The organism is Streptomyces griseus subsp. griseus, from assembly GCF_000720255.1.
GTDB lineage: Bacteria > Actinomycetota > Actinomycetes > Streptomycetales > Streptomycetaceae > Streptomyces > Streptomyces griseus_I.
In genome coordinates this window covers 160,451-186,339 of the sequence record NZ_JOJE01000020.1, presented here as the reverse complement: position 1 = coordinate 186,339, position 25,889 = coordinate 160,451, and the positions used below count along the sequence as shown (strand labels likewise).

27 protein-coding genes and 2 riboswitches are annotated in these 25,889 nt (G+C 68.7%); of the genes, 20 read left to right on the top strand and 7 right to left on the bottom strand.

Annotated elements, in window-relative coordinates:
* Nucleotides 1-57: 57 nt before the first annotated feature.
* The 6 genes from IG99_RS26250 (at nucleotide 58) to IG99_RS26225 (ending at nucleotide 5,734) form a co-directional block, all read left to right on the top strand.
* Nucleotides 58-1,095 carry a class I SAM-dependent methyltransferase gene (locus IG99_RS26250; RefSeq protein WP_037677755.1) on the top strand — a complete coding sequence of 346 codons (1,038 nt, stop codon included), beginning with the start codon at nucleotides 58-60 and terminating at the stop codon, nucleotides 1,093-1,095.
* A complete protein-coding gene (locus IG99_RS26245) occupies nucleotides 1,092-1,472 on the top strand; it encodes a cupin domain-containing protein (RefSeq protein ID WP_037677754.1) in 381 nt (126 codons plus the stop codon). Before IG99_RS26250 ends, IG99_RS26245 begins: the two co-directional genes overlap by 4 nt.
* Nucleotides 1,469-2,530, top strand: coding sequence for a pyridoxal phosphate-dependent aminotransferase (locus tag IG99_RS26240; RefSeq protein WP_037677753.1), 1,062 nt, complete (start codon nucleotides 1,469-1,471; stop codon nucleotides 2,528-2,530). The genes IG99_RS26245 and IG99_RS26240 overlap by 4 nt, the downstream gene beginning before the upstream one ends.
* A gap of 26 nt (nucleotides 2,531-2,556) precedes the next feature.
* Nucleotides 2,557-3,021, top strand: coding sequence for a VOC family protein (locus tag IG99_RS26235; RefSeq protein WP_037677752.1), 465 nt, complete (start codon nucleotides 2,557-2,559; stop codon nucleotides 3,019-3,021).
* A gap of 74 nt (nucleotides 3,022-3,095) precedes the next feature.
* A complete protein-coding gene (locus IG99_RS44280; RefSeq protein ID WP_051865888.1) occupies nucleotides 3,096-4,241 on the top strand; it encodes a cytochrome P450 in 1,146 nt (381 codons plus the stop codon).
* A 329-nt stretch (nucleotides 4,242-4,570) separates the two neighbouring features.
* Nucleotides 4,571-5,734 (top strand): MFS transporter, encoded by a 1,164-nt coding sequence (locus IG99_RS26225; protein ID WP_107056026.1) that lies wholly within the window; start codon nucleotides 4,571-4,573, stop codon nucleotides 5,732-5,734.
* A gap of 227 nt (nucleotides 5,735-5,961) precedes the next feature.
* On the opposite strand, the gene IG99_RS26220 is transcribed toward IG99_RS26225, so the two are convergent.
* A complete protein-coding gene (locus IG99_RS26220; protein WP_037677751.1) occupies nucleotides 5,962-6,177 on the bottom strand; it encodes a hypothetical protein in 216 nt (71 codons plus the stop codon).
* On the opposite strand from IG99_RS26220, the gene IG99_RS26215 reads away from it, so the two are divergent.
* Both IG99_RS26215 and IG99_RS26210 read left to right on the top strand, forming a co-directional pair.
* Nucleotides 6,162-6,659, top strand: coding sequence for a hypothetical protein (locus tag IG99_RS26215; RefSeq protein ID WP_037677748.1), 498 nt, complete (start codon nucleotides 6,162-6,164; stop codon nucleotides 6,657-6,659). The genes IG99_RS26220 and IG99_RS26215 overlap by 16 nt on opposite strands.
* Entirely contained in the window at nucleotides 6,629-6,874 is a 246-nt protein-coding gene (locus IG99_RS26210; RefSeq protein WP_158973238.1) for a hypothetical protein, read from the top strand. Before IG99_RS26215 ends, IG99_RS26210 begins: the two co-directional genes overlap by 31 nt.
* Nucleotides 6,875-6,885: 11 nt before the next feature.
* Here the strand turns inward: IG99_RS26210 and IG99_RS26205 are convergent, their stop codons facing one another.
* The 4 genes from IG99_RS26205 to gcvT all read right to left on the bottom strand — a co-directional run bounded on the left by IG99_RS26205 (nucleotide 6,886) and on the right by gcvT (nucleotide 11,237).
* Entirely contained in the window at nucleotides 6,886-8,253 is a 1,368-nt protein-coding gene (locus IG99_RS26205; RefSeq protein ID WP_037677745.1) for an L-serine ammonia-lyase, read from the bottom strand.
* Between the two features lie 77 nt (nucleotides 8,254-8,330).
* Complete coding sequence (glyA, locus tag IG99_RS26200) at nucleotides 8,331-9,596, bottom strand: serine hydroxymethyltransferase (RefSeq protein ID WP_037677744.1); 1,266 nt, start codon at nucleotides 9,594-9,596, stop codon at nucleotides 8,331-8,333.
* Nucleotides 9,597-9,610: 14 nt separating this feature from the next.
* Nucleotides 9,611-9,988: a glycine cleavage system protein GcvH gene (gcvH, locus tag IG99_RS26195; RefSeq protein ID WP_037677742.1), complete on the bottom strand. Its 378-nt coding sequence runs from the start codon at nucleotides 9,986-9,988 to the stop codon at nucleotides 9,611-9,613.
* Nucleotides 9,989-10,103: 115 nt separating this feature from the next.
* Nucleotides 10,104-11,237: a glycine cleavage system aminomethyltransferase GcvT gene (gene gcvT / locus IG99_RS26190; RefSeq protein WP_037677852.1), complete on the bottom strand. Its 1,134-nt coding sequence runs from the start codon at nucleotides 11,235-11,237 to the stop codon at nucleotides 10,104-10,106.
* A gap of 44 nt (nucleotides 11,238-11,281) precedes the next feature.
* Nucleotides 11,282-11,389: riboswitch (glycine riboswitch) on the bottom strand.
* Nucleotides 11,390-11,490: riboswitch (glycine riboswitch) on the bottom strand.
* Between the two features lie 173 nt (nucleotides 11,491-11,663).
* On the opposite strand from gcvT, the gene IG99_RS26185 reads away from it, so the two are divergent.
* The 9 genes from IG99_RS26185 to IG99_RS26145 all read left to right on the top strand — a co-directional run bounded on the left by IG99_RS26185 (nucleotide 11,664) and on the right by IG99_RS26145 (nucleotide 21,578).
* On the top strand, nucleotides 11,664-12,332 hold the full coding sequence (locus tag IG99_RS26185) for an AAA family ATPase (protein ID WP_037677740.1): 669 nt from the start codon (nucleotides 11,664-11,666) through the stop codon (nucleotides 12,330-12,332).
* Nucleotides 12,333-12,459: 127 nt separating this feature from the next.
* Nucleotides 12,460-13,254: an enhanced serine sensitivity protein SseB gene (locus tag IG99_RS26180; protein WP_037677738.1), complete on the top strand. Its 795-nt coding sequence runs from the start codon at nucleotides 12,460-12,462 to the stop codon at nucleotides 13,252-13,254.
* Between the two features lie 177 nt (nucleotides 13,255-13,431).
* The gene (locus IG99_RS26175; RefSeq protein ID WP_037677735.1) at nucleotides 13,432-14,229 is read left to right on the top strand and encodes an enhanced serine sensitivity protein SseB C-terminal domain-containing protein; all 798 of its coding nucleotides are present in this window, start codon (nucleotides 13,432-13,434) and stop codon (nucleotides 14,227-14,229) included.
* A gap of 322 nt (nucleotides 14,230-14,551) precedes the next feature.
* On the top strand, nucleotides 14,552-15,559 hold the full coding sequence (locus IG99_RS26170) for an ABC transporter permease (RefSeq protein ID WP_037677733.1): 1,008 nt from the start codon (nucleotides 14,552-14,554) through the stop codon (nucleotides 15,557-15,559).
* 70 nt (nucleotides 15,560-15,629) lie between these two features.
* Nucleotides 15,630-17,426: an ABC transporter substrate-binding protein gene (locus IG99_RS26165; RefSeq protein ID WP_037677731.1), complete on the top strand. Its 1,797-nt coding sequence runs from the start codon at nucleotides 15,630-15,632 to the stop codon at nucleotides 17,424-17,426.
* Between the two features lie 112 nt (nucleotides 17,427-17,538).
* Nucleotides 17,539-18,537, top strand: a complete 999-nt coding sequence (locus IG99_RS26160) for an ABC transporter permease (protein WP_037677729.1) — start codon at nucleotides 17,539-17,541, stop codon at nucleotides 18,535-18,537.
* Nucleotides 18,534-19,631, top strand: a complete 1,098-nt coding sequence (locus IG99_RS26155; RefSeq protein WP_037677727.1) for an ABC transporter ATP-binding protein — start codon at nucleotides 18,534-18,536, stop codon at nucleotides 19,629-19,631. The genes IG99_RS26160 and IG99_RS26155 overlap by 4 nt, the downstream gene beginning before the upstream one ends.
* A 14-nt stretch (nucleotides 19,632-19,645) precedes the next feature.
* The gene (locus IG99_RS26150) at nucleotides 19,646-20,857 is read left to right on the top strand and encodes an ABC transporter ATP-binding protein (protein WP_051865887.1); all 1,212 of its coding nucleotides are present in this window, start codon (nucleotides 19,646-19,648) and stop codon (nucleotides 20,855-20,857) included.
* 64 nt (nucleotides 20,858-20,921) lie between these two features.
* The gene (locus tag IG99_RS26145) at nucleotides 20,922-21,578 is read left to right on the top strand and encodes a trimeric intracellular cation channel family protein (RefSeq protein ID WP_037677723.1); all 657 of its coding nucleotides are present in this window, start codon (nucleotides 20,922-20,924) and stop codon (nucleotides 21,576-21,578) included.
* Here the strand turns inward: IG99_RS26145 and IG99_RS26140 are convergent.
* Nucleotides 21,487-22,746 (bottom strand): alpha/beta hydrolase, encoded by a 1,260-nt coding sequence (locus IG99_RS26140; RefSeq protein ID WP_037677720.1) that lies wholly within the window; start codon nucleotides 22,744-22,746, stop codon nucleotides 21,487-21,489. The two genes, IG99_RS26145 and IG99_RS26140, sit on opposite strands and share 92 nt — an antisense overlap.
* A 142-nt stretch (nucleotides 22,747-22,888) precedes the next feature.
* Between IG99_RS26140 and IG99_RS26135 the strand changes: the two genes are divergently transcribed.
* Nucleotides 22,889-23,746 (top strand): thioesterase family protein, encoded by an 858-nt coding sequence (locus IG99_RS26135; RefSeq protein ID WP_037677718.1) that lies wholly within the window; start codon nucleotides 22,889-22,891, stop codon nucleotides 23,744-23,746.
* Here IG99_RS26135 and IG99_RS26130 read toward each other — a convergent pair.
* Nucleotides 23,733-24,320, bottom strand: a complete 588-nt coding sequence (locus tag IG99_RS26130) for a TIGR03086 family metal-binding protein (RefSeq protein WP_199815602.1) — start codon at nucleotides 24,318-24,320, stop codon at nucleotides 23,733-23,735. The genes IG99_RS26135 and IG99_RS26130 overlap by 14 nt on opposite strands.
* A gap of 103 nt (nucleotides 24,321-24,423) precedes the next feature.
* Between IG99_RS26130 and IG99_RS26125 the strand changes: the two genes are divergently transcribed.
* Together IG99_RS26125 and IG99_RS48875 are read left to right on the top strand one after the other, a co-directional pair.
* A complete protein-coding gene (locus IG99_RS26125) occupies nucleotides 24,424-25,401 on the top strand; it encodes a helix-turn-helix transcriptional regulator (protein ID WP_037677716.1) in 978 nt (325 codons plus the stop codon).
* A 140-nt stretch (nucleotides 25,402-25,541) separates the two neighbouring features.
* A complete protein-coding gene (locus IG99_RS48875; protein WP_037677714.1) occupies nucleotides 25,542-25,841 on the top strand; it encodes a hypothetical protein in 300 nt (99 codons plus the stop codon).
* Nucleotides 25,842-25,889 lie beyond the last annotated feature (48 nt).

The following is a 25,889-nucleotide window of genomic DNA, read 5'->3' as shown; positions in this document are numbered from 1 at the left end:
TTCTCGCGGCGGACGGCGCGCTCCCCGTCCGCCGCTTCTCCTGAGAGGTGTAGACGATTGTCGCCGGTACACACGTTGACCGCACAATGGCACGGCGAGGCTCTGACGCCACTGAACCCTGATACCGCCTTCAACGGCTTCATCGGTGCACACGTGGTGCACGCAATGGAGCGCCTTGGGTTGTTCCACGCACTGCAGGACGACGGTTCCGTCTATGTCTCCTCGTTCTGCCAGGAGAACAAGCTGGACGAGGCGGTCGTCCACGCCCTGGTCCGCGCAGCGGAATCCTTCGGCTTCGTGTCCTCGCACGGTGACCGCGTTCGGATGACCCGGACGGGCGAGGATGTCCGTCGGATGATCGGCTTCTTCACGTGGGGGGTCGGCGGTTACCACGACGTGTTCGCGAACGCCGCTTCCATCGCACGGGGGGAGCGCCGATTCGGCGTCGATCTCCATCGCGACGAGGGGATGGTGGCACTCGGCTCGGCACAGGCGGACACCGCGCTCATGCGGCACATCCTGGACGAGGAGATCTCCCAGCTCGATTTCACCACGCTCGTCGACCTCGGGGCCGGCGTCAGCGAGCGGGTCTCCCGGCTGGTCAAGGCACGCCCCGGAAGCCGCGGAATAGGAATCGACATCAGCAAGTCCGCCACCGAACTCGCGGCCGGCACCGTAGATCGGTACGGTCTCGGCGGCACGGTCCAGCCCGTGTGCGCCGACGTACTCGACATCCTGTTCAACGGGCACCAGGTCCAGGGTGCGGGCGAAGCCGATGTCGTCATGAGCTTCATGTTCCTGCACGACCTGTTGGTCGACCCGGAACGTCGCGACCAAGTGATCCCCCGGCTGCGTGCTGCTTTTCCCGAGGCGAACACGTTCCTGCTCGGTGACACCACAGTGCGGCCGCGAAACGGCGAGAGCAGCCTGCCGATCTTCTCCAGTGGTTTTGAACTGGCGCACGCTCTCATGGGCGTCCCCATCTACACCCGTGAGTCGTACGAAGAGCTCTTCGAAAAGGGCGGCATGCGCCTGCGTCGCGCGGTGCCGTTCGGCGCGCCGCACACCTACCTCTTCGTACTGGAGGCAGCGTGAGCCGCGTCACCAGCGCTGAAATCGAATCCAAGCTTCCCATTCCGCTCGCGGTGGCAGGGCATCACCAGCCCGCGCCCTTCTATCTCACCGCGGACATGTTCGGCGGCATGCCGGTGCAGATCGCGGGTGGTGAGCTCAGCGCCCTCGTGGGCAAGCCGGTCGCCGAGCCGCACACCCACGAAGTCGACGAGATCTACTTCCTCATCTCGCCGGTTCCGGGTCAGGCTCGTATCGAGGTCCATCTCGACGGGGTGCGTCATGAACTGACTTCGCCGGCGGTGATGCGCATTCCGGCGGGCAGCGAGCACTGTTTCGTCACCAAGGAAGCGACGGTGGGGAGTTACTGCTTCGGAATCCTGTTGGGATCTCAGCTGTGAGTGCGCCGACACGGCCGGAGCCGAAGGTCTACAACACCAGTGTGCCGGATGCGGACAGGCTGGTGCGGCTGCACCTGAGCGAGAGTCCCTTCGGCGCGAGCCCGGAGGCCGTCGCCGCGGCGACCGGAGCGTTGGAACGGGTCAACCGTTATCCGGCGCCGCAAAGGGAGACCCTGGTCAAGGCCCTCGCCGAGTACTGGGGCGTTTCCGAGGACCAGGTCGCGGTGGCCAACGGCAGCGACGAGTTGGTGCTGGCCACCGCTCTGACGCTCGGTGAGCTCTCTCGCCCCGGCCTGGTCACCGCCGGCACTTTTCCCGGCTACCGGGAAGTCCTTGAACGTATTGGCCGTGGAGCTGTCGCGCTACCCCTGCGGGATGCCGCCATCGACGTCAAGGACTTCGCGGAAAGACTTCCCGAGTGCGGCATCGGGTACGTGTGCAATCCGCACAATCCCTCGGGAACCGCGCTGTCAAGGGACGCGTTGTTCGCCCTGATCTCAGCGGCGCACGACGGCGACGTTCCGCTGGTTCTGGACGAGGCGTACCAGGAATTCAGTGACCCGGGCCTGCCGCAGACACGGGACTTCCTTGAGCGGGGTGCTCCGGTACTCGCGTTGCGTACCTTCTCCAAGGCATATGGTTTGGCTGCCTTGCGGATCGGATATGCCATTGGTCGAGCCGATCTCATCGCCGAAGTCCGCCGGACCCTGAACGTCCTTCCGTTCAGCGTGAACCGTGTCGCACAGGCCGCTGCATCGGCCGCGCTGGCCGATCAGGGGTTCCTCAACGAGATCCGCGAGGGCACTGCGGAACGGCGTCAGTGGTTCACCGCGGAACTGGAGCGGCGCGGATACCGGTACTTGTCGTCGGTGACGAATTTCGTCGCCGTCCAGGTAGACGCCTCCGCGGAGGCGCAGGACGTACTCGCCAAGGATTACGGCATTCTCGTACGGGATACCAGCATGTTCGGTTTTCCCGGCCATCTTCGCGTCTCGCTCGGCACGGAGGACGAGTTGCGGAAGTTCCTTGACGCACTCGATCAGCTCACCGCCGGCTAGCACTCGAAACATCAGGGAGGTCAAGAATGGTCAAGGCAATTCCGGACGGATACGCTGAGCTGACGGCGTATCTGTCCGTGGACGGGGCGAGCGAGGCGATTGCCTTCTACACCGAGGCCTTCGGGGCGAAGGAAGTGTCCCGTTACGTCGCCCCCGACGGAAAGATCATGCACGCACAGATCCAGATCGGCGGCACGATCGTCATGCTGTCCGACGAGTCGGTGGAGGCCGGCCTGCTCGGCCCCAAGAGCGTCGGCGGTACCCCGGTCACCCTCTACCTGTTCGTCGAGGACGCCGATGCCACCTTCGCCCGTGCCGTGCAGGCCGGAGCGAAGCAGCAGCGAGCAGTCCAGGACCACTTCTTCGGTGACCGTGCAGGGCAGGTCATCGACCCCTTCGGTCACCGGTGGACGCTCGCCACCCACATCGAGGACGTGTCCGCGGAGGAGTTCGAGCGACGCGCCGACGAACACATGCGCACCAGGGGCTGAGGGAAGAGCCGGATGCCTCTCTCTCGCTGGGCCGTTCCGCCCGCCCGGTCTCGCACGGAAGGAAGAGGAAGAGCGTGACGGAGCCCAACATCTGGAGCCTGCTCGAACCGAGTGCGCTGCTCGATCCCCATCCGATCTACCGGCGGTGGCGCGAGCAGTCCACCGTCCTGTGGGACGCCGACATCGAGGCATGGCTCGTGACGGGCTACGAGGAGGCATTCGCGGCACTGCGAGATGCCGACAACTTCTGCCAGGACTGGCGGCGGGTGGGCGTGGACACCCCGCCTTCGTTGCTCAGCCTTCAGACGCTCGATCCGCCGGAGCACACCCAGATCCGGCATCTGATGCTCGAAGGATTCAAGGCGGCGGACACCGAGGTCCTGGAGAAGACCGTCCGAGCCACCCTCGACGAGTTGCTGGCAGCCGTGGAGCAGCACGAGACGTTCGACTTCGTCTCGAGGATTGCCGAGCCCCTGACCCTGCGGGCGGTGACCGAGCTGCTCGGTGTTCCCGAGCCGGACAGGGAATGGTTCGTGCCCTTGTCGAACACCATCGTGGACGGCATGGACTCGAGTCTGCGACCGGAGTGCTATGAGCCTGGAGTCGAGGCTCGCGCGGAACTGTCGGCGCTGGTGAAGACATGGCTCGACTCACCGCTGCCGGACGGTTTCACCGCCCACGTCGTCAGGCGGGCTCCGAGCGTGGGAGTCGATCGAGAAGTGCTGCTCAACTCGCTGCGCGTTGTGCTGCAAGCGGGCTTTCAGACGGCGAGTCGGTTCCTGGTCACCGGTCTGCTCGCCCTGTTGAGGCTCCCGCCCGAGCGTCGTGTTCCGGTCGACACGGACACGGCCGTCCATGAACTCGTCAGGTTTGCCGGTCCTGTGCACGTCGAGAGTCGCGCATGCGTGCGCGACGTGTCTCTCGGCGACAAGAAGATCCGCAAGGGCGAAATCGTCTCGATGTTCCTCGGCGCGGCGAACAGGGATCCCAGGATGTTCGTGGATCCGGACGTCCTGCAGTGGGGGCGCACGCCCAACCGGCATCTCGGGTTCGGCCGAGGACCACATGCCTGCCTGGGGGCCCAGGTCGCCGTCCAGGTGGCCCGCATCGCTTTCGGCACCATCGGCCGTCGCTTCCCGGATGCCCGTCTCGTCGCGGAGCCGGTGCCCCGGCTCAACGTGACCGAGCACGGGATGCACCGCCTTGAGGTTTCGTTCTGAGGGGCTGTCCCGGGTAGCCGGGGCCCCCGCAGAGCGAGTTCGTTACGCCGACCGGTGAAAGGGGGTGAGCTTTCATGCGCCACGCTCACTGATCTCGCAGAACGAATCGTACCGAGCAGGTGGAATTCTCTGAACCATGGATGGGGGTGGACAGTTATGCGTCACGCTCACTGATGCGAAAGTGAGAGAGTTTTAGCCTGTATCCTGCCGAGACCAGAATTCTGGTCTCGGCAGGATACAGGGGCTAGCATGGGGAGAAGCTCATGGGGCAATCGGACATTGACGCAAAACCATCCCCGGGAATTCGGTCGGTCTTAGGTTTTCCCGGGATGAGTGCGGTGTTCGCTGCGCACGCCATCTCGATGGCAGGAACCCTTGTCGCCGAGGTTGCCCTGTCCGTCCTGATTTTCCAGCGCACAGAATCCGCTTTTCTGTCCGCATTGGTCCTGGTCTGTTCATTTCTTCCCTATGCGGTCGGCGGGACGGCCTTGTCGTCCCTCGCGGACCGATTCCCCCCGCGGCGCGTGCTGGTCGTGTGCGATCTGGTCAGCGCGACCTGCATCGCCTGCATGCTGATACCGGGAATGCCGGTTCTCGCTCTGCTGGGACTGCTGCTCATCACCGGATTCATCGCTCCCCTCTTCCAAGGCGCCAGAGCCGCGAGTCTGTCCCATCTGCTGGATGCGGAGACCTTTCCGATAGGGCGTTCGCTGCTGCGTACGATCAGTCAGATCGCGGTGGTGTCCGGATTCGCGGCAGGCGGTGTCATGGCTGCCGCGGTCGGTCCGCTGTGGCTGCTGGCCGCTGACGCGTTCAGTTTCTTGGTGTCGGCTGCCCTCATCGGTTTCGGCACCCCGATGACTCCCGCCGCCGCAGCCGGTGCCGAGCGCTCGCTGCGGTCTGTTCTGAAGGACTCGACGCAGGGGCTGCATTACGTGTGGACCCACCGGCGTCTGCGCCGGCTCATCCTGGTGACCTGGGCCGTCCCCGGTTTCTCGTCCGTGGGTGACGGCCTGGCTGTTGCGTACGTGGCGGAGGCCGGAGCGGCCGCGGCTGCGGCAGGTGCTCTCTTCACGGGCTACGCCGTCGGCACCGTCCTGGGGGAGCTGATCGTCACGCGCTTTTCGCCCAGCAATCGGCGTCGCCTCGTCATCCCCCTCGTGATCTGCTCGCAGATCCCTCTGACGGGTTTTTTCCTGGCTCCGTCAGTTCCCGTCGCGGCGGTGCTGCTTGCGCTGTCCGGAGCGGGATACGCCTGTAACCAGGGGATCGACCCCTTGATCCTCAAGGAGAGCGACCCTTCCTACAGGGGACGCATCTTCACGGTTCAGACCAGCGGCCTGATGACGGCTCAGGGGATCGGCATTGCCGTGTCCGGGGCCGTCGGCGTGTATGCACAGCCGGGCGTCGTCATAGGCGCCACGGGCATTCTGGGCCTTCTTGTGCTTCTCGCCCTCATGCGCCGGGGTCTGGAACCACCCCAGGACGATTGACAGACGGCATGGCTCAGCGCTGAAAGCAACGAACGCGCCGGCACCGTGAAGTACAAGGAGACGGCGAGGGCCGGCTTCCAGGTGCGGTCGTTCCAAGTGCGGGTACGTTGTACCTTCTGGCACATGTTCCTGCCGCACCCAGAACGGTGTTGTCCACCTCGCTGCTGCTGACGTCACCTGACTTTTGCCGGATGCCACGGCGTTCACATCTGGGAGGAATCGCGTCGTCAGCCGAGCTGGGTGAGGGCAGGGCTCCCGCCGATCGCCGTCGCGTCCGCCGGGGGGAGGGCCGTCGCGTACAGGCGGACGTCGCTGAGGCGGCCGTCGGCGTACTCGCCGTACGTGCCCTGGAAGAGGCGGCGGCCGAACTGGACAGGGCCGGCGGCGTTCCAGTCGGTTCTGGGCTGGCCGCACCCCGGCCGCGCAGGTGGACTTCTCCTCAAAGCAGCGCTGCCAGACCACGTCCTCCTTCACCGACTGCTCCGCCGGGAACCTGGACGACAACACGGCCCCGCACTGGCCGGACGTCCCCTGGGAGCTGCACTGTGATTCGACCGACAAGACCAAGCTGCCCGACGACGCCACCAAGGTGCCCACCGACGTGTGCATCGTGTCGTCGCCGACCTTCTGGTCCACCACCCGGCTGGACACCATCACCACCAAGGTGCACGTCAGGGACGGCGACACGGACAAGCTGGTCCCGGTCGACTCCTACGCCCTCGGGCAGGTGTACTCCGACGCGGGCGGCACGGTCGACCCGGTCACCGGCACCACCGTCGACCCGAAGGACGCGAGCTCGCTGCAGGCCGTGATGTGGCTGCAGTCGATCCGTCACACCGGCAAAGGCACCTTCGGCAACGGCAACAGCGACCGGGCCCTCAAATGCTCGAGGGCATGGCTGTGCCGCAGGAAAAGGAGATCCTGAGGCTGCTTCTGGGGTTCGTCTCGGGCGAGGTGGATGGCGACTCGGTCGAGGACAGTCTCCAGGCGCGCTGCGTGGAGACAGTCCGCGACGGGCTCTGGCTTGTCCACCGGGCGTTTCTCGGCGCCCAGACCCCTGAGGCCAAGGGGTATGCCGACGATGTCCTGGACATCGTCGAGTGGGATTCGGCGCGGCTGCGGCACTACCGGGCCCGGTGAGGGCAAAGTGCTCAGCACTCGATGATGTTCACCGCCAGCCCGCCCCGCGCCGTCTCCTTGTACTTGACGCTCATGTCCGCCCCCGTGTCCTTCATGGTCTTGATGACCTTGTCGAGGGACACCTTGTGGGAGCCGTCGCCGCGCATCGCCATGCGGGCGGCGGTGACCGCCTTCACCGCGGCCATGCCGTTGCGTTCGATGCAGGGGATCTGGACGAGGCCGCCCACGGGGTCGCAGGTGAGGCCGAGGTTGTGCTCCATGCCGATCTCGGCCGCGTTCTCCACCTGTTCCGGGGATCCGCCGAGCACCTCCGCCAGCGCGCCCGCCGCCATCGAGCAGGCCGAGCCGACCTCGCCCTGGCAGCCGACCTCGGCGCCGGAGATGGAGGCGTTCTCCTTGAAGAGCATGCCGATCGCGCCGGCGGCGAGCAGGAAGCGGACCACACCCTCCTCGTCGGCGCCCGGCACGAAGTTGACGTAGTAGTGCAGGACCGCCGGGATGATGCCGGCCGCGCCGTTCGTGGGGGCGGTGACGACCCGGCCGCCGGCCGCGTTCTCCTCGTTCACCGCCATCGCGTAGAGCGTGATCCACTCCATGGCCAGGGCCTTCGGGTCACCCTCGGAGCGCAGCTTGCGCGCGGTGTTCGCGGCCCGGCGGCGTACCTTCAGACCGCCCGGCAGGATGCCCTCCCGGGACATGCCGCGCGCCACGCACGCCTCCATGACGTGCCAGATCTCCAGCAGACCCGCGCGGATCTCGTCCTCGGTGCGCCAGGCGCGTTCGTTCTCCAGCATCAGCGCGGAGATCGACAGGCCCGTCTCCTGCGTCAGGCGCAGCAGCTCGTCGCCCGTGCGGAAGGGGTACTTGAGGACGGTGTCGTCGAGCTTGATGCGGTCCGCGCCGACCGCGTCCTCGTCGACGACGAACCCGCCGCCCACCGAGTAGTACGTCTTCGACAGCAGCTCGGCGCCCGACGCGTCGTACGCCCACAGCGTCATGCCGTTGGCGTGGTACGGCAGGGTCTTGCGCCGGTGCAGGACCATGTCGTCGTCGAAGGAGAAGGGGATCTCGTGGTCGCCGAGGAGCCGCAGCCGCCCGGACGCCTTGATCTCCTCCACCCGCTCGTCCGCGCGCTCCACGTCCACCGTGCGCGGCGAGTCGCCCTGCAGACCTAGGAGCACGGCCTTGGGGGTGCCGTGGCCATGACCGGTCGCGCCCAGTGAGCCGTACAGCTCCGCGCGTGCGGAGGCGACGGACTCCAGCAGACCCTCGTTGCGCAGTCGGCGGGCGAACAGTCCCGCCGCGCGCATCGGGCCCACCGTGTGGGAGCTGGACGGGCCGATGCCGATCGAGAACAGGTCGAAGACCGAGATGGCCACGGTGACTCCTCAATACAGGGGTGGTGCAAGGGGGTGGGGCACCCGGCACTCCGGTCGAGTGCCCCACCGGTATTTGATTACTTGCTCAGACCGGGGTACAGCGGGTGCTTGTCGGCAAGCGCCCTGACCCGGGTCTTCAGCGCCTCCGCGTCGAACGACGGCTTCAGCGTCTCGGCGATGACGTCCGCCACCTCGGCGAAGTCCTCGGCCGTGAAGCCGCGGGTCGCGAGGGCCGGCGTACCGATGCGCAGGCCCGAGGTGACCATCGGCGGACGCGGGTCGTTCGGGACGGCGTTGCGGTTGACCGTGATGCCGACCTCGTGGAGACGGTCCTCGGCCTGCCGCCCGTCCAGCTCGGACTCCCGCAGGTCGACCAGGATCAGGTGCACGTCCGTGCCGCCGGACAGCACGTTGACCCCGGCCTCGCGGGCGTCGGCGGCCGTCAGACGCTCGGCGAGGATCCGCGCGCCCTCCACCGTACGCCGCTGGCGCTCCTTGAACTCCTCCGAGGCTGCGACCTTGAAGGAAACCGCCTTCGCCGCGATCACGTGCTCCAGGGGGCCGCCCTGGAAGCCCGGGAAGACGGACGAGTTCAGCTTCTTCGCGAAGGCGGACTTCGCGAGGATGATGCCGCCGCGCGGGCCGCCCAGCGTCTTGTGGGTGGTGGAGGTGACCACGTCCGCGTACTCGACGGGGTTGGGGTGCAGGCCCGCCGCGACCAGACCGGCGAAGTGGGCCATGTCGACCCACAGGTACGCCTCGACCTCGTCGGCGATCCGGCGGAACTCCGCGAAGTCCAGCTGGCGCGGGTAGGCCGACCAGCCCGCGATGATCACCTTCGGGCGGTGCTCCTTGGCGAGCCGCTCCAGCTCGGCCATGTCGACCAGGCCGGTGGCGGTGTCCACGTGGTAGGCGACCACGTCGAACTGCTTGCCGGAGAAGTTCAGCCGCATCCCGTGGGTCAGGTGACCGCCGTGCGCCAGGTCCAGGCCGAGGATCGTGTCGCCCGGCTGGGCGAGCGCGAACAGGGCCGCCTGGTTGGCGGAGGCGCCCGAGTGCGGCTGCACGTTGGCGTATTCGGCGCCGAACAGGTCCTTGACCCGGTCGATGGCGATCTGCTCGGCGACGTCGACGTGCTCACAGCCGCCGTAGTAGCGGCGGCCGGGGTAGCCCTCGGCGTACTTGTTGGTCAGGACCGAGCCCTGCGCCTCCATGACCGCGAGCGGAGCGAAGTTCTCCGAGGCGATCATCTCGAGCGTGGACTGCTGGCGGTTCAGCTCGGCGTCGACCGCGGCGGCCACGTCCGGGTCGAGCTCGTGCAGGGGGGTGTTCAGAACAGACATGGGGCTACGGCTCCTCAGCCGGCGGAGTGGGCGGCGTACTCGTCGGCGGTGAGCAGGTCGGAGGGCTCCTCCGAGACCCGCACCTTGAACAGCCAGCCACCCTCGAAGGGGGCCGAGTTCACCAGCGACGGGTCGTTCACCACGTCCTCGTTGATCTCGGTGACCTCGCCGGAGACGGGGGAGTACAGGTCGCTGACCGACTTGGTGGACTCCAGTTCGCCACAGGTTTCGCCCGCGGCGACCGTGGAGCCGACGTCCGGGAGCTGGGCGTAGACGACGTCACCGAGCGCGTTGGCCGCGAACTCCGTGATGCCGACCGTCGCGACGCCGTCCTCGGCGGCCGACAGCCACTCGTGCTCCTTGCTGTAGCGCAGCTGCTGGGGGTTGCTCATGGCCTGAATTCTCCTGTACGCGGGGGAGTGCTGGTGAATGAGTGACTGCGGAAACCGCTGTGAGCAGCGAAAATGTGCGCGGGGTCACGCACGGGCGGGACACCGCGCCCAGTGTCTACTTCTGCCGCTTGTAGAAGGGCAGCGCCACGACCTCGTACGGCTCGTGAGTGCCCCGGATGTCCACGCCGACGCCCTTGGTGCCCGGCTCCGCGTGCGCGGCGTCGACGTACGCCATGGCGATCGGCCTGCCCAGCGTGGGGGAGGGGGCGCCGGAGGTGACCTCGCCGACCACTTCGCCGCCGGCCACGACGGCGTACCCGGCGCGCGGGACCCGGCGGCCCTCGGCGACCAGGCCGACCAGGACGCGCGGGGGGTTCTCCTGAGCCTTGGAGGCAGCCTCGGCCAGCGCCTGGCGGCCCACGAAGTCGCCCTCCTTCTCGAACTTCACCACCCGGCCGAGCCCGGCGTCGAAGGGCGTGAGGGAGGTGCTCAGCTCGTGCCCGTACAGCGGCATGCCCGCCTCCAGGCGCAGCGTGTCCCGGCAGGACAGACCGCACGGGACCAGCCCCACGCCCTCGCCCGCCTTGGTGAGCGCCTGCCACAGCTCGACGGCGTGCTCCGGCTTCACGAACAGCTCGAAGCCGTCCTCACCGGTGTAGCCGGTGCGCGCGATCAGCGCCGGGACGCCGGCGACGGTGCCGGGCAGGCCCGCGTAGTACTTCAGCCCGTCGAGGTCGGCGTCGGTCAGGGAGGCGAGGATGCCGGGGGACTCCGGCCCCTGCACGGCGATCAGCGCGTACGCGTCCCGGTCGTCGCGCACCTCGGCGTCGAACCCGGCGGACCGCTCGACGAGGGCGTCCAGCACCACCTGGGCGTTGGAGGCGTTGGCGACCACCAGGTATTCAGAAGAAGCGGCCTCGGTCTCGGCGAGCCGGTAGACGATCAGGTCGTCGAGGATGCCGCCGTCGGCCCGGCAGATCATGGTGTAGCGGGCCCGGCCGGCCTTGACGCCCCCGATGTTGCCCACCAGGGCGTGGTCGAGGAGGGCGGCGGCCTGCGGTCCGGTGACCGTGATCTCGCCCATGTGCGAGAGGTCGAAGAGCCCGGCCTTCGTGCGTACGGCGTTGTGCTCGTCCCGCTCGGAGCCGTAGCGCAGGGGCATGTCCCAGCCGGCGAAGTCGGTCATCGTCGCGCCGAGCGAGCGATGCACGGCATCGAGCGCGGTGTGACGGAGTGCGGTACTGCTCATCGGTCGGTCGTCTCCCATGGCATGACAGGACAGGGCGAGGTCGTTCCTCCCCATCTGTCATCGGAACCTGAGAGGTTCGCCATGACCACTGTGGGCATGGCTTGCACCTTGGGTGGGACCACCGCAGACGGCGATCCGCTTTTCAGATGTGCCTCGCCCGCGCGGTAACGGGGCCTGAGAGATTCAAGGGAGGGACTTGCTCCTTCGGCGCCCCAGGGACAGCTGCTGCTGGGGACTCTCCCGCGCGGATTCAAACGGCCGGTATGCAGTTGGCGGCCTCATCATTGCACGCCCGTACCGGCCGGTGGCAGGCCGCATCTGTAACCCGCCTGTGGCAGAAAGCGAACGAAACGGCGAGACACCGCGTATTACCTTCTCTTTACACTCGGCGGGGAGGTTACACCCGAGCCACCCCAGGGGAGGACGATCACGGTGAACAGGACCACCGCGTACGCGACCGGCACGGCCGTCGCGCTGCCCGCACAGCCCGCCGCCCCGGCCCGGGAGGCGTACGGCCCGCAGCCCGTCGTCCGTGACCTGCGCGAGCGCGCGGGTCACAGCCCCCACGCCCTGCTCTTCGGCCCCCACGACCTGGTCGTGGTCACCGGCCTGCCCGGCAGCGGCAAGTCCACCCTGATGCGGCGCACGGTGAAGGACGTCGGCATCGACTCCCAGGACACCCGCGACCGCTGGGACGCCCGCCTGCCCCGCCTCGTGCCCTACGCCCTCTACCGCCCCCTCGTCCGTCTCGCCCACTACGCCGGACTGCACCGCGCGCTGCGCTCCGGCACGGGCGTGGTCGTGCACGACTGCGGTACGCAGACCTGGGTGCGCCGCTGGCTGGCCCGCGAGGCCCGCCGCCGGGGCGGCACCCTGCACCTGCTCCTGCTGGACGTCACCGCGGACACGGCGCTGGCCGGTCAGCGCGAACGCGGCCGGGGCGTCTCCCGGTACGCGTTCCTGCGCCACCGCACGGCCGCCTCCCGCCTGCTGCGTTCCGTGGAACGCGGCGAGCTGCCCCCGGGCTGCGGCTCGGCGGTCCTGGTCGACCGGGACGCCGCGGACACGCTGCGCCGCATCGGCTTCACGGGCTGAGCGGGCCACGGGCCGAGGCGGGCCGGATCGGGCCTGAGCACAGGGCGGGAACGGGCGGGGAACGCGACGGCCGGCACCCGCTAGCCTTTCCGCCACAGCAGTGGTTCCCGGCAGACGGTTGAGAGAGATGGACTTCCCGGCGGATTTTCCCGCGGACTTCCCGGCACAGGCACACCCCCACTCGCACGGCGGCTGGCCCGGCAACGAACTGGAGGAGGTGCTCTCCGCCTCCCTCGGCGTACCCGGATCCGGCGGCCGGATCGTGGAGGTCCTCGGCCGCAGCTTCGTGTGGGTGCCGCTGCCCAACGGCCGCGGCCCGCACAGCGGCCCCCTGGACCTGCCCACCCTGGAGATCGAGGGCCAGGCCTACGTGCCCGTCTTCAGCTCCGAGGAACAGTTCCGCCAGGTCGTCGGCTCCCACATGTCGTACACCATCGCCCCGGCCGTCGAGTTCGCCCGCGGGCTGCCCCCGCAGGTCGGCATCATGGTGAACCCGGACGGCGTGGTCGGCGTCCCACTGCCGCCGCAGGCCGTCGCCGAGCTGTGCCGCTCCGGCCGCACCCCGCTGGACGGTCCCACGAGCGGCGGGCGGGTCCGCCTCTTCGAGCCCGACTGGCAGGACGACCCGGTCGACTTCCTCGCCGCCGCCGCCACCGAGTTCGCCGCCACCGGCGTCGTCCTCACCGCCCGCCGCTGCCTCGCCACCATCGAGACGGCCGACCCGGTCATGTTCGTCGGCGTCGAACTCTCCCATCTGGAGGGCGACCTGCGAGCCCTCCCCCTGGACGCCCTGGGCCGAGCCCTGGGTCAGACCCCCACCCCCTGGCCCGTCAACCTCGTCCTTCTGGACGTGGCCCAGGGCGACCCGGTGGCGGAGTGGATGCGCGAGAGGGTCCGCCCTTTCTACATACGGGATCTGTAGCCGGCCCAGGGGCGCGGGCGGTATCGATGTGCGGCTCCGCCGCGTGGGCGCGAGACCCCCCGCAACCCGCACCCGACCACGGCGAATCAGCCCCCCGCGCCCAAGCGGCTCAACCCAGCACAGCGCCTAAGCTGGTTTCATACACGAGGCCCACTCAACTCACGAAGGGCGGCACAGGTGAGCGCGAGCGGCACCGCCGCGGCCGGACAGGTCGAGCACATGCTGCGCCAGGTCACGCCCGGGCGTTACGACGCCTACGAGGCACTCCTGCGCGCGCTCGCCACCCCCTCCTCCGGCCAGGTCTGGATGCTGCTGTGGCACGGCCAGGCCGGCTCCCCCGACGCCCAGTACGGGAACATGGAGGTCGACGGCCACGGCTACGCCCCCTGCGTCACCTCCGCCCAGGAACTCTCGGCGAGCGGCTGGAACCGCTCGTACGAAGTGGTCGACGGGCTCGACGTGGCCCGCACCCTCTACCCGGACCACTACGGTCTCTGGCTGAACCCGCACGCGCCGGGCGGCGGCGTCGGCATCCCCTGGCTCGACCTGCGGCGGATCGCGACCGGCCTGGACCGACAGCCGGCCGGACCCCTGCGGCTGTCCGAACCCGGCATCGAGATCCCGCAGTTCTACGCCCTTCTCGCACAGAACGCCCACCGCACGCCCGCCGTCCGCTCGTTGCGCCGCGCCTGGGTACAACCGGCGCTCGGAGCGCCGTACCTGGCCATCGGCCTGGACGTGTACGAGACCTCTCCGACCGCCGTCGACTCCGTGCGGGCGATGATGCAGCAGTCGATCGGTGCGGTCCCGGAGGGGCTGCCGGTGTCGACCGTCGCCATGACGGACGAGTACGACCCCGTCGTGATGTGGCTGCGCAACCAGGCGCGCCCGTTCTACGACCGTGAGGCCCACGCGGCGCCCGCCCCGGCTCCGGCGTCCGGGTACGGCTATCCGCCGACCGCCGGAAGATACTGACCGTCGGTGATGTCCGGACATCACCGAAGCAGTAGCGGAGGCTCATCTTCGCGCGTAGATAGCGCAGTTGTGTCACCTTATGTCCAGATCTGTCATGTTTGATCCTCGTCCGGCGGCCGTTACCGGCTGTCCGGATAACGGAACCCCTCAGACAGCATCACGTTTACGCATCCTTTCACCCTTAAGTCTGGCAACAGATCGCCAAAGCGTTGAAGACTCCCGCTCCAGGGGTGGTTCGCCCCTGTGTACGACGGACTGATCAATGCCGCCACAGCGGCAAGTGCGGGCCGGCCAACCGCCGGTTGAGAGGGGTCCCTGCCAGATGACGGCACCATTGCACGAGCCGACCGCGGAAGCGGCCCCGAGTGCGGTCGAGGAAGCGGCGGTTGGCACCGCGGGCGCGAAGGCCGTACAGGGTCGTTCCCTGGGCCGGATCGCCTGGGAGCGCCTGAAGAGGGACAAGCTCGCCCTGACGGGCGGCGTCGTGGTGCTCGTGCTCATCCTGATAGCGCTGCTCGCGCCGGTGATCACCAGCCTGGTCGGGCAGGACCCGAACGAGTATCACGAGAACCTGATCGACCCGCTGTTCGGCACTCCCACCGGGTCGCTCGGCGGCATCAGCGGCGACCACCTGCTGGGCGTCGAGCCGGTCAACGGCCGCGACATCTTCGCCCGTATCCTCTACGGGGCCCGGATCTCACTCCTCGTCGGCTTCCTGTCCGCGGTCGTCGCCGTCATCCTCGGCACCGTCCTCGGCATCCTCGCCGGCTTCTTCGGCGGCTGGGTCGACTCGCTCATCAGCCGGATCATGGACGGCCTGCTGGCCTTCCCGCAGCTGCTGTTCATCATCGCGCTGGTCTCCGTCATGCCGAACCAGATGCTGGGTCTGACCGGTACCGGCGTGCGTGTCTTCGTGATGATCCTGGTCATCGGCTTCTTCGGTTGGCCCTACATCGGACGCGTCGTGCGCGGCCAGACGCTCTCGCTGCGTGAGCGCGAGTACGTCGAGGCCGCCCGATCGCTGGGCGCCGGGCGGCTGTACATCCTGTTCAAGGAACTGCTGCCCAACCTCGTGGCGCCCATCATCGTGTACACGACGATGATGATCCCCACCAACATCCTCACCGAGGCGGCCCTCAGCTTCCTGGGCGTGGGCGTCAAGCCGCCCACGGCCTCCTGGGGACAGATGCTCTCGAGCGCGATCGACTACTACGACTCCGACCCCATGTACATGGTGGTCCCGGGTGTGGCGATCTTCATCACCGTCCTTGCCTTCAACCTCTTCGGCGACGGCGTGCGTGACGCGCTGGACCCGAAGGGCTCCCGCTGAACTGCCGTACCCCAAGCGTCCCGTGGCATCGACTACGGGGTCTCTCATCAAATCCGGAGGATCCGAGATCGTGACTACCCAACGCACCTCAGGGCGGCGCAAGCAGGCCATGGCCGCTGCCGCCGTGGTCGCCGCGCTGCTGACCACGGCGGCGTGCGGCGGCGGAGACAGCGACGGCGACAAGGGCTCGAAGACCGGCGCGGCCGGCTTCGACGCCGCCAACAACAAGGTCGCCCAGGCGTCCGCGGCGAAGAAGGGCGGCGAGCTGAAGTTCGGCGCCGCCCAGGACGCCGACTCGTGGGACACCACGCGTGGTTACTACGGCATGATGTGGAACTTCGCGCGCTACTACAGCCGTCAGCTCGTCACGAACAAGACGGAGCCCGGCAAGGCCGGCGCGGAGCTGACCCCGGACCTCGCCACCGGTCTCGCCAAGATCACCGACGACGGCAAGACCTACACGTACACCCTGCGTGACGGCATCACCTGGGAGGACGGCAAGCCGATCACCTCCAAGGACGTCAAGTACGGCATCGAGCGCATCTGGGCGCAGGACGTGCTGTCCGGCGGTCCGACCTACATCAAGGAAGTCCTCGACCCCAAGGGCGAGTACAAGGGCCCGTACAAGGACACCTCCAAGGACAAGCTGGGCCTGAAGGCCATCGAGACGCCGGACGACAAGACCATCGTCTTCAAGCTGCCGAAGGCCAACTCGGACTTCGAGGAGATGCTGGGCCTGATCTCGGGCTCCCCGGTCCGCCAGGACATGGACACCAAGTCCAAGTACCAGCTGAAGCCGTTCTCCTCGGGCCCCTACAAGTTCCAGTCGTACAACCCGGGCAAGGACCTCACCCTGGTCCGCAACGAGAACTGGAAGCAGGCCTCGGACCCGGTCCGCAAGGCGTACCCGGACAAGATCACGATCAAGTTCTTCTCCAACGCCAACGACCTGGACCAGCGCCTGATCAGCGGTGACCTGGACCTCGACCTCAACCAGACCGGCATGTCGCCGCAGGGCCGCACCATCGCCCTGAAGCAGCACAAGGCCAACCTGGACAACCCGGTCTCCGGCTACATCCGTTACGCGACCTTCCCGCAGAGCGTGAAGCCGTTCGACAACATCCACTGCCGCAACGCCGTCATCTACGGCGCCGACCACGTGTCGCTGCAGACCGCGCGCGGTGGCCCCGTCGCCGGTGGTGACATCGGCACCAACATGCTGCCGCCGTCCGTCCCGGGCTCCGAGGGTCAGAAGTACGACCCGTTCGAGCTCAACGGTGCCAACAAGAGCGGCAACGTCGCCAAGGCCAAGGAAGAGCTGAAGGCCTGCGGCAAGCCGGACGGCTTCAAGACCACCATCGCCGTCCGCAACAACAAGCCGGTCGAGGTGGCCACCGCCCAGTCGCTGCAGGCGTCGCTGAAGAAGATCGGCGTCAACGTCGAGATCGACCAGTACGACGGCTCGCAGAGCTCCAGCGTCATCGGCAGCCCCTCGAACGTGAAGAAGAAGGGCTACGGCATCATCATCATGGGCTGGGGCCCGGACTTCCCGTCCGTCCAGGGCTTCGGTCTGCCGCTGTGGAACAGCAAGTACATCCTTGAGAGCGCCAACAACAACTTCGCGCTCATCAACGACAAGACGATCGACGGCCTCTTCGACCAGTACGTCAACACGCTGGACGACTCCGGCAAGGCCAAGATCGCCACTGAGATCAACCACAAGGTGATGGAGGGCGGTTACTACCTGCCCTTCGTCTTCGAGAAGTTCCTCAACTGGCGCTCCAGCCGCCTGGCGAACGTCTACACCACCGACGGCTACAGCGGTATGTACGACTTCGTCAACCTCGGCCTGAAGTCCGCGAAGTAAAAACCCGGCGCACCCGCCGTACGGCACGAAAGGCAGGTGAAGGCCGGCGACGCGTGACCGCGGGCCACCGGAAGACCTCCGGTGGCCCGCGGTCCGCGGCGGGCCGAGAGCTGTGCTCGCTTACCTCATCAGGCGGCTGTTCGCCGCCGCAGTGATGCTGGTCGTCATCGTCCTGGTGGTCTTCAGCATCTTCTTCCTCTTCCCCAAGTGGGCGGGCGTCGACGTGGCCCTGAGCTTCGTCGGCAAGCAGGCCGACCCGGCCGCCGTCGAGGGAGTCCGCCAGAAGCTGGGACTGGGCGAACCGATCTACACCCAGGCCTGGGAGTTCTTCAAGGGCATCTTCGCGGGCCGCACCTACTCGGGCGGCGGTGACGTGACGAACTGCCCCGCGCCGTGCTTCGGTTACTCCTTCCGCACCGAGCAGTCCGTCTGGCCGGTGCTGACCGACCGTCTCCCGGTGACCCTGGGACTCGCGCTCGGTGCCGCCGTGCTGTGGCTGATCTTCGGTCTCGCGGCGGGTGTGCTCTCCGCGCTCAAGCGCGGCACCCTCTGGGACCGCACCGCGATGGTCGTCGCGCTCGCGGGTGTCTCCCTGCCCATCTACTTCACCGGCATGCTCTCGCTGGCGATCTTCGTCTTCGGGCTGAAATGGTTCAACGGCGACTACGTGCCCCTGGAGGACAGCTTCTCCGGCTGGTTCGGCGGCATGATCCTGCCCTGGATCACCCTGGCGTTCCTCTACGCGGCGATGTACGCCCGCATCACCCGCGCCACCATGCTCGAGGTGCTCGGCGAGGACTACATCCGCACCGCCCGCGCCAAGGGCCTGCGTGAGCAGACCGTCATCGGCAAGCACGCCATGCGTTCCACGATGACGCCCATCCTGACGATGCTCGGCATGGACCTCGGCGCCCTCATCGGCGGCGCGATCCTGACCGAGACCACGTTCAGCCTTCCCGGACTCGGCCAGGCCGTGCTGAACGCCATCAAGACGCAGGACCTGCCCATCATCCTGGGCGTCGTCCTGATCACCTCCCTCGCGGTGCTCATCGCCAACCTCGTGGTGGACGTTATGTACGCCGTGATCGACCCCCGAGTGAGGCTCTCATGACCGAACTGAGCAAGACCGGAGCGGCCGTGGGCGAACCCACGAGCAACTCGTCGGCGCCGAGCTCCTTCCTCGAAGTACGCGACCTGAAGGTGCACTTCCCGACCGACGACGGCCTGGTCAAGTCCGTCGACGGGCTCAGCTTCCAGCTGGAGAAGGGCAAGACCCTCGGCATCGTGGGCGAGTCGGGCTCCGGCAAGTCGGTGACCTCGCTCGGCATCATGGGTCTGCACACCGCCGGCCAGTACGGCAAGCGCAAGGCGCAGCTCTCCGGCGAGATCTGGCTGGACGGCACCGAGCTGCTGTCCGCCGACCCCGACCACGTGCGCAAGCTGCGTGGCCGTCAGATGGCGATGATCTTCCAGGACCCGCTGTCCGCGCTGCACCCGTACTACACGATCGGCCAGCAGATCGTGGAGGCGTACCGCATCCACCACGACGTCGACAAGAAGACCGCCAAGCGCCGCGCGGTCGAGATGCTCGACCGGGTGGGCATCCCGCAGCCGGACAAGCGTGTCGACAGCTACCCGCACGAGTTCTCCGGCGGTATGCGCCAGCGCGCGATGATCGCGATGTCGCTGGTCAACAACCCCGAGCTGCTCATCGCGGACGAGCCGACGACCGCCCTGGACGTGACCGTCCAGGCGCAGATCCTCGACCTGATCCGGGACCTGCAGAAGGAGTTCGGCTCCGCGGTCATCGTCATCACCCACGACCTGGGCGTCGTCGCCGAACTGGCCGACGACATCCTGGTGATGTACGGCGGCCGATGCGTGGAGCGCGGTCCGGCCGAGAAGGTGTTCTACGAGCCCCGCCACCCCTACACCTGGGGTCTGCTCGGCTCGATGCCGCGTCTCGACCGCGAGCAGCAGGAGCGCCTGATCCCGGTCAAGGGCTCCCCGCCCTCGCTGATCAACATCCCGTCCGGCTGCGCCTTCAACCCGCGCTGCCCGTACGCGGACCTCCCGAAGGACAACGTCACCCGCACGGTCCGTCCGGAGCTGGCCGAGGTCGGCAGCCGGCACTGGGCCGCCTGCCACCTGGGCAAGGAGCAGCGGGAGCGTATCTGGACCGAAGAGATTGCGCCGAAGCTGTGAGTGACGAGAAAGCAGTGACCAAGTCCGCGCAGGCCGACGGCGCCACCCTCACCAAGGACGCCGCCCCCGGCGAGACCCTGCTGAAGGTGACCGGGCTGAAGAAGCACTTCCCGATCAAGAAGGGCCTGCTCCAGCGGCAGGTCGGGGCGGTGCACGCGGTCGACGGGATCGACTTCGAGGTCAGGGCCGGGGAGACGCTGGGTGTCGTGGGCGAGTCGGGCTGCGGCAAGTCCACGATGGGCCGGCTGATCACCCGGCTGCTCGAACCGACCGGCGGCAAGGTCGAGTTCGAGGGCAAGGACATCACTCATCTCGGGGTGGCGGGCATGCGTCCGCTGCGCCGTGACGTGCAGATGATCTTCCAGGACCCGTACTCGTCGCTGAACCCGCGCCACACCATCGGCACGATCATCGGCGCCCCCTTCCGGTTGCAGGGCGTCGAGCCCGAGGGCGGCATCAAGACGGAGGTCCAGCGGCTGCTGTCGGTGGTCGGTCTCAACCCCGAGCACTACAACCGCTACCCGCACGAGTTCTCCGGCGGTCAGCGCCAGCGCATCGGCATCGCCCGCGCGCTCGCCCTGAACCCCAAGCTGGTCGTGGCGGACGAGCCCGTCTCCGCACTGGACGTGTCGATCCAGGCGCAGGTCGTGAACCTCCTCGACGACCTCCAGGAGGAGCTCGGCCTGACGTACGTGATCATCGCGCACGACCTCTCGGTCGTCCGGCACGTCTCGGACCGGATCGCGGTGATGTACCTCGGCAAGATCGTGGAGCTGGCCGACCGCGACCTGCTCTACCGGACGCCGATGCACCCGTACACCAAGGCGCTGATGTCGGCGGTGCCGATCCCGGACCCCAGGCGCAAGAACGCCAAGAGCGAGCGGATCCTGCTCAAGGGCGACGTGCCCTCGCCGATCTCGCCGCCGAGCGGCTGCCGGTTCCACACCCGGTGCTGGAAGGCGACGGAGATCTGCAGGACCACCGAGCCGCCGCTGCTCGAGCTGCGTCCCGGCCAGCAGGTCGCCTGCCACCACCCGGAGAACTTCGCGGACCAGGCCCCGCAGGACACCGTCCTGCTGAGCGCCGCGAAGGAGGCCGCTGAGCTGGTGGCCGACGAGGTCCTGGCGGAGTCGGCGGCGACGTCGGCCGCGGTGGCGGCGGAGGTCGCCAAGGAGACCACCGGTACTTCCGAAGCCGCTGAGGCCTCTGACACCACCGAGAAGTAGCCCTACGCGGAGCCCCTGCCTTGCAATGTAAGGCAGGGGTTTTGTGTTGCGTAAGAATGGAAGGGTGCTCCAGCAACTCTTCACCCCGTCCGTCCAGCACACCCTGGACCTGATCGGCATCTTCGTCTTCGCCATCTCCGGCGCGCTGCTGGCCGTCCGCAAGAACTTCGACGTCTTCGGCATCGCCATGCTCGCCGAGGTCACCGCGCTGGGCGGCGGACTGTTCCGGGACGTGGTGATCGGCGCGGTGCCGCCGGCCGCCTTCACCGACCTGGGGTACTTCCTCACGCCGCTGCTCGCCGCCCTGCTGGTCGTCTTCCTCCACCCGCAGGTGGAGCGCATCCAGGCCGGCGTGAACGTCTTCGACGCGGCGGGCCTCGGCCTGTTCTGCGTCACGGGCACGACCAAGGCGTACGAGTACGGCCTCGGCCTGACCTCGTCGGCCGCCCTCGGCCTCGCCACCGCCGTCGGCGGCGGTGTGCTGCGTGACGTCCTGGCCAACGAGGTGCCCTCACTGCTGCGCTGGGACCGCGATCTCTACGCGGTCCCCGCGATGGTCGGCGCCACCCTGGTCGTGCTGTGCATACGGAACGACGCCCTGAACCCGGTGACCAGCGGCCTCGCCGCGATCACGGCCTTCGTACTGCGCCTGCTCGCGATGCGGTACCACTGGCGAGCTCCGCGCGCGTGGAACCGTCGCTCGACGGTGCGGGAGGAGTAGTGCCCCCGCCGTCCCCCACGGCCCCGGTGGCTCCGCGTGTGATGTGCCCCGCGCCCATCTCCTGGGTCAACCACAGGAACGCGGGCACCACCTGTGGCCGCCACAGCGCCATGGTGTGACCGCCCGCGCTCTTCGGGATGTAGACCACGTGCACGGCGGTCGGCGCCTTCGCGATCTGCTCCAGGGCCACGGCGGCCTCGTAGCCGTCGTGCGGCTGACCGGAGAGGTAGAGCGCGATCCGGGGCGGCACGGCCCGCTTGCGCAGCAGCAGGAACGGGTTGTTCTGCGCGCGCAGGGCCGGGGTCTCGGCGGCCAGTGAGTCACGTTCGCCGATCGGGTCGTTGTAGCCGGACATGCTCACCGCCGCCCGGTAGCGGTCGGGGTGTGCCACCGCCAGCTTCACCGCGCAGTGCGCGCCGGCCGAGTACCCGGCGACCGCCCAGCCCCGCGGCGCCGGTTCGGCCCGGAAGTTGTCCATGACCATCTTGGGCACGTCGACGCTCAGCCAGGTGTCCGCGTTGACCGTTCCCGGGAGGTTGGCGCAGCCGGTGTCGACGCCGGGGAGCAGGGAGGTGCGCGGCGCGACCAGGATGAACGGAGCCACGCGCCCGTCGCGCATCAGCGGCAGCAGCTGCTCGTGCGCCTTCAGCGACCCGAACCAGGCCTTCGCCGAGCCGGGATAGCCGGGCAGCAGCTCCACGACGGGGAACTTGTGGTGACGGTAGGCGGGTTCGTCGTACTGCGGTGGCAGCCAGACGTAGACCTCGGCGTTCACCCCGGAGACACGGCCCTTGAGCTGGGTGACGCGCACTCCGCCGGCCTGGTTCATACCCGGTCCGTGCGCGGACTTGAACTTCTGGGCGACCTTGGGCAGCCGCTCCAGGGCGATGCCGCCGGTGCCGTTGACGCCGAGGTCGGCGGCCTGCTGGACGTGGTTGCCGGTGCCGAGGAGGTCGTCCCAGTTGTCGTACAGGTTGTTGCTGTTGTTGACCAGGGTGAAGACCAGGGCCACGGCGGTGCCCTGGGCGAAGAGCAGCATCAGCATCCGTGTCCCGGCCCGCACGACCCTGGGTCCGCGCATTCGTGACCACAGGACGAGTGGCAGCGCGATCGCGACGACGGCCAGTGCGATCAGGGTGTAGAGGAACGCAGTTCCGGTGAGGCTCATGCCTTTGAAGAGGCGAAGCCGGGGCCCAGGGTTGACGGACGAGTGGGGACGCTTACCGAGAAATTGACCACATCTCACCTTGGCGGGGAGAGGGCGCATGCCAAAGCTACCGCTTAGTAATCTCATGTTGTACCGTTCAGCCATGCCAGAAGCAGCTACCGGGACCATGTGCGCCGGCATCGGCGACAGCGAGTTCGACCGTGACACCGCGCTCACCCGGCGCGAACCGGGCGTCTACGACATCGACCTCTCGGCCGGCTGGACGATCATCAACGCCGTCAACGGCGGCTATCTGCTGGCCGTCCTGGGCCGCGCCCTCGCGGACACCCTGCCGCACGGCGACCCGTTCACGATCTCCGCGCACTATCTGACCGCCTCCCAGCCGGGACCGGCGGTCGTCCGCGCGGACGTCGTACGCACCGGCCGCACCCTCTCCACCGGCCAGGCCTCCCTCTTCCAGTACGACGACCAGGGCCGCGAGGTCGAGCGGATCCGCGTCCTGGCCTCCTACGGCGACCTGGACTCCCTCCCGGACGACGTGCGCACCACGGCGAAGCCGCCCGCGATCCCGCCCATGGCGCACTGCTTCGGCCCCGAGGACGGACCGGCCCCCGTGGACGGCAGCTCGGCCATCACCGACCGGCTGATGCTCAAGCTCGACCCCTCCACCCTGGGCTGGGCGCTCGGGCAGCCCTCCGGCAAGGGCGAGATGCGCGCCTGGTTCGGCCTCGCCGACGGCCGCGACCACGACCCGCTCTCGCTGCTCCTCGCGGTGGACGCGCTGCCGCCCACCGCCTTCGAACTCGGCATCAAGGGCTGGGTGCCGACCGTCGAGCTGACCGTCCACGTCCGCTCCCGCCCGGCCCCCGGCCCCCTGCGCGTCTCCATCACCACCCGCAACCTCGCCGGCGGCTTCCTGGAGGAGGACGCGGAGGTCTGGGACAGCGCGGACCGGCTGGTGGCCCAGTCACGGCAGCTGGCGCGGGTCAGGCTCGGCTGAGGGGCCCGCGGCCCAGCCACGCGGCCAATTGTTCGTAGGCGTCGGCCCCTTCGGGGGCCGGCAGTGCGGAGTCGAACGGGGTCTGCTCGTCGCGCTGGGCGTCGGGCAGGGCGCGGTGGGCGGCCGCGAGCGCGAACTCGGCCAGTTCGGGGTCGAGTTCCAGGGGATGTCCCACGGCCTCGGAGAGGTCCCAGGTGTGGGTCACGAGCTCCATCACGTACCCGGAGAGGGCGGCGTGCCCCGGCACCTCGCCCCACGGCACCCGGACCGGCGCCGTCAAGCGCTCGTCGTCCGCCCAGGCGGCGAGCACCCGCTCCCGCACCTCCTCGTACGCCGCCGTCCACCCGTCGTCCGCGACCCCCTCGGCGAACGGCCGCACGGCGAGCCCGTCGCCGCCCTCCCCGACGACCGCGATGCGCAGGGTGCCGCCGACCATGTGGGACAGCAGTGTGCGGACGTCGAAGTCGCCGCAAGGGGTGCGGCCGGTCAACTGCTCCGGCCGTACGGTCTTGATGAGCGAGGCGGCCTGTTCGGTGGCGCGGGCGTAGAAGGGACGGGGGTCGGCGGTGTTCATCATGCTGGGCCTCTCTGCGAGTCGGTGTGCCGAGGTTCCCCGGATAACCTGACAGCTTCCGTCAACATTTGCCTCGACCTCGTGCCGGGGCGATCCTGGGGCCGTGAAGTCCGACCGCCTGCTGTCGATCCTGCTGCTCCTGCAGACCCGCGGCCGCGTCCCGGCCCGCGAACTCGCCGACCGGCTGGAGGTGTCGGTCCGCACCATCTACCGAGACATCGAGGCCCTGTCCGCCTCAGGCGTCCCGGTCTACGCCGAACGCGGGCGGCACGGCGGCATCGAACTGCTCGCCGGCTTCCGTACGGACGTCACCGGCCTGACCGCCGACGAGTCCCGCGCCTTGTTCATCCTGGCCGCGCAGGGCGCGCACGCCGCGCTGGGCCTGGACGCCGCCCTCGGGTCCGCCCTGCGCAAGGTGATGGCCGCGCTGCCGGCCCCGCACCGTCCGGCCGCCGAGGTCACCAGCAGGCGCATCCTCGTCGACGCCACCCGCTGGAAGGGCGGCCCCAGTCCCGCCGTCGACCTCGACACCCTCCAGGACGCGGTCTTCGCCGACCGGCGGCTGCGCCTGCGCTACCGCCACAGCGGCGACCGCGAGCCCCGTACCTACACCGTCGACCCGTACGGCCTCGTCTCCAAGGCGGGCGTCTGGTACCTGGTCGCCGACCGCCGGGCCAGGCCCCAGCTCTTCCGCGCCGACCGGGTGCACTCGGCGAAGGCCCTCGACGACCCCGTCCGACGGCGGCCCGGAGTCGAGCTCAGCGACGCCTGGGAGGTCCTGCGCCGCCAGGTCGAGGAGCGCCCCGGCGGTCTCGACGTCACCGTCCGCGTCCGGCGCGACCGCCTCGACATGTTCCTGCGCCTGAACGCCTCCGCGCTGGCCGAACTCCCCGAGGACGACGGCGAGAGCCCTTGGGTGACCGCCCGGCTGTCGTACGGCTTCGTGAGCGAGGTCCGCCAACTGCTCGCGTTCTCCGACCGCGTGGAGGTCCTCTCCCCGCCGGAGGCGCGCGCGGAACTGCGCGCGGCGGTGGCCTCTGTCACGGACCTGTACCAGCGGGTGAGCGCGCCCTCCGAGTGAAACACCTGGTCAGCGGGGTGGCTTGAGCCTGCCTTTACTCCGCTGACAGGGGGCGTACAGCAGAAGCTCAAGGAGGCCCTAAGGGCCGTTGGTTGAGTGCCCGCCTCAGGACTCCCTCATCTCCCCTGGAGTTGTTTCTCATGATGCGTGCGCGTCTCGTCCCCGCGGTGGCCCTGCTGGCGCTCTCGCCCCTCGCCCTGGTGGCGTGCGGCTCCGGCGACTCCTCTCCCTCCAACAGCGGCAACTCCGGACAGCAGGCCTGCCGGGCGCCGTCCGGCGTGCCGACCGGCAACGCCTCGGGACGGCCCAGCGGTGCCCCGTCCGGCATGCCTGGCGGTGGTCCCGGAGGAGGACAGGGCGGTCAGGGTGGACAGGGCGGCCCCGGGGGCGGGCAGGACGGTGGCTGCGGCGGCCCGGGCGGCGGGGACCGGCAGGGCTGACACGGCGGGCAGGACGGTGGCTGCGGCGGCCCGGGCGGCGGGGACCGG